The 8,938-nt window shown below is 61.6% G+C and carries 7 protein-coding genes; all 7 read left to right on the top strand.

The window, feature by feature from the left end; translation table 11 throughout:
- On the top strand, positions 1 to 453 hold a 453-nt coding region (locus tag Y703_RS0113490), incomplete at its 5' end, for a DUF6318 family protein (protein WP_026553123.1).
- A gap of 446 nt (positions 454 to 899) precedes the next feature.
- Entirely contained in the window at positions 900 to 1,394 is a 495-nt protein-coding gene (locus tag Y703_RS22195) for a hypothetical protein (RefSeq protein ID WP_155849531.1), read from the top strand.
- A 405-nt stretch (positions 1,395 to 1,799) separates the two neighbouring features.
- On the top strand, positions 1,800 to 3,689 hold the full coding sequence (locus Y703_RS0113480; protein WP_026553122.1) for an acetolactate synthase large subunit: 1,890 nt from the start codon (positions 1,800 to 1,802) through the stop codon (positions 3,687 to 3,689).
- A 1-nt stretch (position 3,690) separates the two neighbouring features.
- Positions 3,691 to 4,203, top strand: a complete 513-nt coding sequence (ilvN, locus tag Y703_RS0113475) for an acetolactate synthase small subunit (RefSeq protein WP_026553121.1) — start codon at positions 3,691 to 3,693, stop codon at positions 4,201 to 4,203.
- Positions 4,204 to 4,271: 68 nt separating this feature from the next.
- Complete coding sequence (ilvC, locus tag Y703_RS0113470) at positions 4,272 to 5,297, top strand: ketol-acid reductoisomerase (RefSeq protein ID WP_026553120.1); 1,026 nt, start codon at positions 4,272 to 4,274, stop codon at positions 5,295 to 5,297.
- 174 nt (positions 5,298 to 5,471) lie between these two features.
- Positions 5,472 to 7,064 (top strand): phosphoglycerate dehydrogenase, encoded by a 1,593-nt coding sequence (gene serA / locus Y703_RS0113465; RefSeq protein WP_026553119.1) that lies wholly within the window; start codon positions 5,472 to 5,474, stop codon positions 7,062 to 7,064.
- A gap of 104 nt (positions 7,065 to 7,168) precedes the next feature.
- Positions 7,169 to 8,740, top strand: a complete 1,572-nt coding sequence (metG, locus tag Y703_RS0113460; RefSeq protein WP_026553118.1) for a methionine--tRNA ligase — start codon at positions 7,169 to 7,171, stop codon at positions 8,738 to 8,740.
- Positions 8,741 to 8,938: the final 198 nt, after the last annotated feature.

The raw sequence follows: 8,938 nt of genomic DNA, 5'->3' as shown, positions 1-8,938 counted from the left end.
GGCCCTGCCGCGAACATCCCGGTGCCCGAGAAGTCGTCCCTGGCGGACGAGAACTCGCTCGAGGGTCTGGAAGCGTTCACGGAGTACTGGTTCGAACTCTTCAGCTACGGCTACGTAACAAACGACTGGGCCGAATTTGACTCTGTAACAGATCCCGGTTGCGGGACCTGTAGCAACGTCGTAGGTGGAGTGCAGGCCCACTTTTCGACTGGCGGATGGGTAGCAGGAGGGAACGCCGATGTGGTCAGCTTCTCGTCAGAATTTGAACTGAACACTGCGGGCTCGATCAATTCCTTTGTCGAGGTGGGGCAAGGGGAAGTAACGATGTTCTCTTCGTCTGGGGAGGTAGCGAGTGAGTCAGCGAGTTCGGATCCGAGGATTGACGTCGTAATTGCCATTTATGAGGCTGGGAAGTGGATTATGCTCGATTTCGGATCACCCGAGGGGACGTGATTTCAATGAGACGAGGGAGGTCTAGCTACACGGCTGTGGCAACTATCTGCATCGTGTGTCCGTTGTTCAGCATCGACCCGGATCACGAGGCCGATAGCAAGACTGGAATTACCTTCGATGAATCGAACGTAAGCGCACAGAACGTGACACGGGCTTCCGTAGCCGGATCGGACAATTCAGACTCAACCGAAGCTGAGTCGGCCAATCTGCCCACCGATGACGGGATCGACTATGTGTATGAGCGGGTTTGTACTGCTGGGTCGCAGGACTTCATGGATCCTTCGTACTGTGTCCAGCTAAACGCACAATGTGACGCGCAGCCGGACGGTGTGCTGGTGCAGTGGATCGAGGTAAATCGAAATGCGAATCCGCCCACTCGAACTGCAACAGGCCGGAGCGGTTGTTTGTACCCCGGAGCGCCTCCAGCCCCTCCAACCGCAGGGACGGTGGAGGAGGCTCCGATTGTTATCACCCTGACGGAGTTTGAGAGTCAGCCGATCATCGCTGCCGGGGTGTTTTCCCAGCCGGATCACTTTGGTTTACGGAATGCCCATAGCAACTTCTACGCTGTGGCAGGAGAACAGGAATTCTCCTTCGAGTTTCAGAACGCCCAGATCCAATTGCGTGCCTGGCCGGTCTCCTATGAGTGGGCCTATGGTGACGGATCACACCTGGTGACCACTGAACCCGGGGCGGTGTTGCCCGGGGATGGGTTTGACACCGAGACACCCACCAGCCACTTGTACGCAGCGACGGGCGATTACTTTGTCGGGTTGGATACGCTTTTCGCCGGGGACTATTCGGTGGACGGTGGGCCGTGGCTGCCGGTGGCTGGTCTGGCCCGTGTACCGTCCGAACCGCACCTGATGAGTATTTGGCGAAGCGAACGTCACAGCGTCGCGGAGACTTGTCTGGAGAATCCTGCCGGAATCGGCTGCTGACTCGCCAAGCCTCGCCGCTGACGGTGCGGAGCGAGCGGAGCCCATAGGGCGGCACGGAGTGGCAGGGGGGCCGGGCTGGTGGAGATGCCGGGCCAAAAAGGCGCATATACCGCCCGTTTCATTTCCAGTTAGTGTTCACTAACTGGACGAAGTGTCCACATAGTGAGATGAGAGGGGCTGGCGTTTGACACCCCCAAAGCGTGAGTGGAAACTACAGATATGCAGTTCGAATCCGTAGTAGTCCTTCTTACCAAGCGCGTGGCCTAAAGCCCGACTGGTAGCACTACGTCACGCGCAACCCCTCACGGAGCCAACCAGGCTGAGGGGTTTTTTTGTTCCCACCGGACGCAAGGCGCACGACACCCGAAGTACACGAGCAGTACCGATTCATCAAGGAAGTCACCAATGTCCAAGGGATCGCCCTCCAGCCCCACGCTGATGGCCAAGCCAACCGCTCCGGCCGCGCCGGCGCGCAGCCAGCCCCGCGACGCAGTGCAGGCCGTCCAGCCCTCTGCTATCCGTGGCTCAAACACTGTAGTTCCACCGACTGAGATGCTCGGTTCAGCAGCGATTGTGCGCTCACTTGAGGAACTCGGGGTAGACGATATCTTCGGCCTTCCCGGAGGTGCAATCCTTCCGACCTATGATCCGCTGCTAGCGTCCACGAAGCTTCGGCACATCCTGGTTCGGCACGAGCAGGGTGCCGGACACGCCGCCCAGGGCTACGCGATGGTTACGGGGCGCCCGGGGGTATGCATTGTCACCTCCGGCCCTGGCGCCACTAACCTGGTGACAGCGATCGCCGATGCTCACATGGACTCCGTCCCCATGGTGATCATCACCGGACAGGTCAACAGCGCGGCAATTGGCTCGGATGCCTTCCAGGAGGCGGACATCGTGGGTATCACCATGCCCATTACCAAGCACTCCTACCTGGTTACCAACGCAGCAGACATCCCACGGATCATCGCCGAGGCTTTCCACATCGCGTCGACCGGCCGCCCCGGTCCGGTCCTCGTCGATATTTCCAAGGATGCACAGCAGGCGACCACCATGTTCTCCTGGCCGCCCAAGATAGACCTGCCCGGCTACCGGACGGTAGTCCGCGGGCACTCGAAGCAGGTCCGCGAAGCGGCACGCTTGATCGGCGAATCCCAGCGGCCAGTGCTTTACGTCGGCGGCGGAGTGATCAAGGCGCACGGCGCTGCTGAACTGCTGGAGTTGGCTGAGCTGGTGGGCGCACCGGTTGTCACTACGCTTATGGCGCGCGGCGTTTTCCCCGATTCGCACGAGCAGCACGTCGGAATGCCCGGCATGCACGGGTCCGTGTCTGCAGTGACTGCGCTGCAGCAGTCCGATCTGCTCATCACCCTCGGCGCCCGGTTCGACGACCGGGTGACAGGTGTACTGTCAACCTTCGCCCCCGGAGCTAAGGTGATCCACGCGGACATCGACCCTGCTGAGATCTCCAAGAACCGCACCGCTGACGTCCCAATCGTGGGGTCAGTCAAGGAGATCATGCCGGAACTCACCAATGCCCTGCGGGAGCAGTTCGCCGCCACCGGCGCGCCGGACATCGGGGCGTGGTGGACCATGATCAACCGGCTCCGCGAGACCTATCCCATGGGATATACGCAGCCCGACGACGGCCTCTCGGCGCCCCAGCACGTCATCAAGCGCATCGGCGAGCTGACCGGGCCCGAGGGGGTCTACGCCGCGGGCGTTGGGCAACACCAGATGTGGGCCGCGCAGTTCATTAAATATGAGCGCCCCCACGCCTGGCTGAACTCCGGCGGACTCGGCACCATGGGGTACGCAGTGCCCGCAGCAATGGGCGCCAAAGTGGGCAACCCTGACCGCGTAGTCTGGGCGATCGACGGCGACGGCTGCTTCCAGATGACCAATCAGGAACTTGCCACATGCGTGATCAACAACATCCCGATCAAGGTAGCGATCATTAACAACTCTTCCCTAGGGATGGTTCGTCAATGGCAGACCCTGTTCTACGAGGGCCGGTACTCGAACACGGACCTGAACACCGGACATGACACGGCGCGGGTGCCTGACTTCGTGAAACTGGCCGACGCTTACGGCTGCGTGGGACTACGCTGCGAACGTGACGAGGATATAGATGCCACCATCGCCCAGGCGTTGGCGATCAACGACCGCCCGGTCGTCATCGACTTCGTGGTGAGCCGCGACTCAATGGTGTGGCCAATGGTCCCCTCGGGGGTCAGCAATGACCTCATCCAGATTGCCCGCGATATGACCCCGGATTGGGAGCAGGAGGACTAACATGGCACGTCACACGCTTTCAGTTCTGGTAGAGGACGTCCCCGGCGTTCTGACCCGCGTCGCCAGTCTCTTTGCCCGTCGCGCGTTCAATATCAACTCTTTGGCAGTAGGCCCCACCGAGGTTCAGGGCATGTCCCGGATCACAGTGGTGGTCGAAGCCGAGGGTGACCTGCTGGAGCAGGTCACCAAGCAATTGAACAAGCTCATCAACGTCATCAAGATTGTTGAGCTGATTCCCGATTCCTCGGTACAGCGGGACCATATTCTGGTCAAGGTACGGGCGGATGCCGCAACACGGCTGCAGGTGACCCAGGCAGCCGATTTGTTCAGGGCCTCGGTGGTGGACGTCTCAACCGACGCTCTCATCATCGAAGCCACTGGCACCGCCGAGAAGCTCACAGCGCTTCTATCAGTGCTTGAGCCATTCGGGATTCGCGAAATTGTTCAGTCCGGAACCCTGGCCGTTGGCCGCGGGGCAAAGTCGATGAGCGACCGCGCCCTGCGCAGCGCCTAAGACACCCGGCAGATCACACCTAGACCACAAGCTGGACTCCAGCACGAAAACACACAGGAGACAAACAAGTGACTGAGTTGTTCTACGACGACGATGCAGACCTTTCAATCATCCAGGGCCGGACAGTGGCTGTTATTGGCTATGGCAGCCAGGGACACGCGCATGCATTGAGCCTTCGCGATTCCGGCGTCGACGTCCGTGTTGGTCTCAAAGAGGGATCGAAGTCCCGGGCCAAGGCTGAGGCTGAGGGCCTGCGGGTCCTCAGCGTCGCCGACGCGACAGCAGAAGCCGACCTCATCATGGTGCTCACACCGGATCAGGTGCAGCGCCACGTTTATGCTGAGGACATCGCCCCTAACCTCCAGGCCGGCGACGCGCTCTTTTTCGGCCACGGCTTCAACATCCGCTACGGGTACATCAAGGCACCCGCCGACGTCGACGTCGCGCTGGTCGCCCCGAAGGGCCCAGGCCACATTGTGCGCCGCGAGTTTGAAGCGGGTCGGGGCGTGCCCGACCTGATCGCCGTCGAGCAGAACCCGTCAGGCAAGGCACGCGAACTCGCGCTGTCCTACGCCAAGGCTATCGGTGGCACCCGCGCCGGAGTGATCGAGACCACCTTCACCGAAGAGACTGAAACCGATCTGTTCGGCGAGCAGGCTGTTCTCTGCGGTGGCGCGTCACAGCTGATCCAGTACGGTTTCGAAACCCTGACTGAGGCTGGCTACAAGCCCGAGGTCGCCTACTTCGAGGTACTGCATGAGTTGAAGCTGATCGTCGACCTGATGGTTGAGGGCGGTATCGCCAAGCAGCGCTGGAGCGTCTCCGACACCGCCGAATACGGTGACTACGTCTCGGGCCCCCGCGTCATCGAGCCCTCGGTCAAGGAGAACATGAAGGCGGTGCTCGCTGACATCCAGAACGGTGCCTTTGCCAAGCGCTTCATCGATGACCAGGACAACGGCGGGAAGGAATTCGCTGAACTGCGGAAGAAGGGCGAGGACCACCCGATCGAGTCCACCGGCCGCGAACTGCGGAAGCTCTTCTCCTGGATCAAGACGAACGACGACTACAACGAGGGCTCAGTAGCCCGCTAGCTAAGCCGGCTGGATCGGCACAGCAACCGACACTCGGCCAGGGCGCTCCCGCGTCCTGGCCGAGTGCTGTGACCTACCATCCGGCTAGTAACAAAGCAGGTCAAATAGCACTGCCCATTTAGACTTGCCACACCGCCTCTAGTTCACACAGCACAGCAGCGAAGGACCACACCTGTGACCAGCAAACCCGTAGTTCTCCTTGCCGAAGAGCTCTCTCCTGCCACAGTTGAAGCCCTGGGGCCCGACTTTGAGATCCGGCAGACCGACGGCTCGGACCGTGGGCAGCTGCTCGCCGCGATTGCCGACGTCGACGCCATCCTGGTGCGCTCGGCCACCCAGGTGGACGCCGAGGCAATCGCAGCGGCACCGAGGCTGAAGGTCATCGCCCGCGCCGGTGTCGGCCTGGACAACGTGGACATCAAAGCTGCGACGCAGGCAGGCGTCATGGTGGTCAACGCACCCACCTCCAACATCATCTCGGCCGCCGAGTTGACAGTCGGCCACATCCTCAGCCTTGCCCGTCACATCCCGCAGGCCAGTGCAGCTCTCAAGGGCGGCGAGTGGAAGCGCTCCAAGTACTCGGGTATCGAACTGTACGAGAAGAAGGTCGGCATCATCGGTCTTGGCCGCATCGGGGCCCTCGTCGCGGCACGCCTGCAGGGCTTCGACACCGAGATCCTCGCTTACGATCCGTATGTCACCTCAGCGCGCGCCGCCCAGCTCGGCGTCCAGCTGGTCACCCTGGATGAGCTCCTCGAACAGTCCGACTTCATCACCATCCACATGCCCAAAACCCCCGAGACACTCGGCATGCTCGGCGAGGCCGCTTTCAAGAAGATGAAGCCCTCCGCCTATGTGGTCAACGTGGCCCGCGGCGGGTTGGTCGACGAGGCTGCGCTGTTCACGGCTTTGCAGGCGAACGAAATTGCCGGCGCCGGCGTCGACGTCTTCGTCACCGAGCCCAGCACGGATCTGCCGTTCTTCGAACTCGACAATGTTGTGGTCACCCCCCACCTTGGCGCGTCCACTGACGAAGCCCAGGAGAAGGCAGGGGTATCGGTCGCCAGGTCGGTGCGCCTCGCCCTCGCCGGTGAGCTGGTGCCCGACGCCGTCAACGTAGCGGGCGGCGTTATCGCACCCGAGGTTCGCCCGGGTATTCCACTGATCGAAAAGCTGGGTCGGATCTTCACCGCGCTGACCCACGATTCACTCACCCAGATCGAGGTCGAGGTAGCCGGCGAAATCGCTTCCCTGGACGTGAAGGCGCTCGAGCTCGCAGCGTTGAAGGGTGTCTTCACCGACATCGTCTCCGAGCAGGTATCGTACGTGAACGCACCGATCCTCGCCGAGCAGCGCGGTATCAACACGCGCCTGGTCACTACCCCCGAATCGGAAGAGTACCGAAATGTGCTCACCATCCGCGGGGCACTGTCCGACGGTTCACAGATTTCAGTCGCCGGCACCCTGACCGGACCCAAGCAGATAGAGAAGCTGGTCGGCGTTAATGGCTATGACCTCGAGATTCCTATCAGCGAGCACCTCCTGGTACTCCTTTACCAGGATCGTCCCGGCGTCATTGGCACTCTCGGCCGGTTGCTGGGGGAGAGGGACATCAACATCGCTGGCATGCAGGTTGCGCGGAGTACCGAGGGCGGCCAGGCCCTGTCCCTTCTCACAGTCGACAGCTCAGTTCCACAGGAGGTGCTCGACGCCGTCAAGGAAGCGATCGGCGCCACTGTGGCACGCGAAGTGGACCTCCAAAGCTAGCCACTCAGGTGTTTGGAGGCTCTCGCCGCGACAGTGGTGGGGGTGCCAGCGGGTCGCCCGGTCACGAAGCGACAACCGACAGGAAAACAGGGTAATTTCTTTAGGTGACATCCACAGAGCAGCTGCCCCCGTATTACCTCACCACCGCCATCTCGTATCCCAACGGGATCCCGCACATCGGCCACGCCTACGAGGCGATCGCTACCGATGCGCTGGCCCGGTTCAAGCGGCTCGACGGCTATGACGTCATGTTCCTCACCGGCACCGATGAGCACGGTTTGAAGATGCAGCAGACCGCCGACCGGGAGGGCATTCCCGTCCGCGAACTGGCCACGCGAAACGCACAGGCGTTCCAGGCGATGAACGACGACGTCGGCAGCTCCTACAACCGCTTCATCCGCACCACCGACGCCGACCACTACGCAGCGGCCACCGCGATCTGGAAGCTGATGGAAGCGAGCGGCGACATCTATCTGGACAAGTACGCCGGCTGGTACTCGGTGCGGGATGAGGCCTTCTACAGCGAGGACGACACCGAGGTCCGCGACGACGGGGTCCGCTACGCCACGGAGACGGACACTGAGCTGACCTGGACGGAGGAGGAAAGCTATTTCTTCCGCCTGTCCGCCTACCAGGACAAACTCCTCGCCCTGTACTCCGACCAGCCCGAGTTTGGCGCGCCGCAGTCACGGTTCAACGAGGTGATCAGTTTCGTCAAGCGCGGGCTGGAGGACCTCTCGATCAGCCGAACCACCTTCGACTGGGGAGTGCCGGTGCCCGGCAACAAGGACCACGTGATGTATGTGTGGGTGGATGCCCTCACGAACTACCTCACCGGCGTTGGGTTCCCAGACACCGAATCGGAACGGTTCCAGAAATACTGGCCAGCCGACGTCCACGTCATCGGCAAGGACATCTCGCGCTTTCACGCCATCTACTGGCCGGCCTTCCTGATGTCTGCGGGACTTGAGCTGCCCAAACGAATCATGATCCACGGGTTCCTGTTCAACAAGGGCGTCAAGATGTCCAAGTCGCTGGGGAACACGGTGGCGCCCAAGGACTGGGTGGACCAGTACGGCCTCGACCAGATTCGGTTCTTCCTGCTGCGTGAAGTGCCTTTCGGCGCTGACGGGTCCTACAGCCATGAGGCAATCGCGGGTCGGATGAACTCCGACCTTGCCAACAATTTGGGTAACCTCGCTCAGCGTTCGCTGTCGATGGTGGCCAAGAACTGCGACGCGCAGGTACCGGCGCCGTCGTCGTTCGCCCCGGCCGACGAGGCAATTCTGGCACAGGTCAACGGACTGCTCGATGCCGCCCGCGCCGCGTTTGACCGGCAGGAATTCTCCAGAGCGCTCGAACTCATCTGGGGGGTGCTGGGCGATACCAACGCCTACTTCGCCGACCAGCAGCCCTGGGTGCTCCGGAAGACTGATCCCGAGCGGATGAATACTGTGCTGTACGTGACGCTCGAAGTGCTGAGGATCGTCTCGATCCTCGCGCAGCCTGTGATGCCTGAGGGCGCTGGCCGGCTCCTAACCGTCCTAGGGCAGGGAACGGAGCCCGACGACGTCGCCCGCCAGTTCAGCGCTGTTACCACGCCGCTGGTAGCTGGCACGGCGCTGCCGGCGCCGTCGCCCATCTTCCCGAAGTATGAGGAGCCGGCCGAGAGCTAGTGCCGTCTCACCACCTCGCGGACGAATTGTCCGTGTTGGGAAGGCATCTTAGGACCTGCTGCTTAGAACGGGAGGTTTTTAGAACAGCAGCCGCTTAGAAGGGTGGTGGGTCTGGTGGTTGGGGTTCCGGTGGTTCTGGCGGTGGGTCGGGTTTGGTGAGGTAGGTTTCGCCGGCGGGTGAGATGGCGGATGTGGCCG

Origin of the sequence: Arthrobacter sp. H20, assembly GCF_000520515.1 — a bacterium.
GTDB lineage: Bacteria > Actinomycetota > Actinomycetes > Actinomycetales > Micrococcaceae > Arthrobacter_D.
Note: the sequence above shows the minus strand (reverse complement) of the source record. Positions and strands in the feature narration are given on the sequence as shown.

Excerpts from the sequence above, each read along its gene's own strand:
- ilvN (WP_026553121.1), top strand. The coding sequence starts at position 3,691 with ATGGCACGTCACACGCTTTCAGTTCTGGTAGAGGACGTCCCCGGCGTT.
- Y703_RS0113480 (WP_026553122.1), top strand. The coding sequence starts at position 1,800 with ATGTCCAAGGGATCGCCCTCCAGCCCCACGCTGATGGCCAAGCCAACC.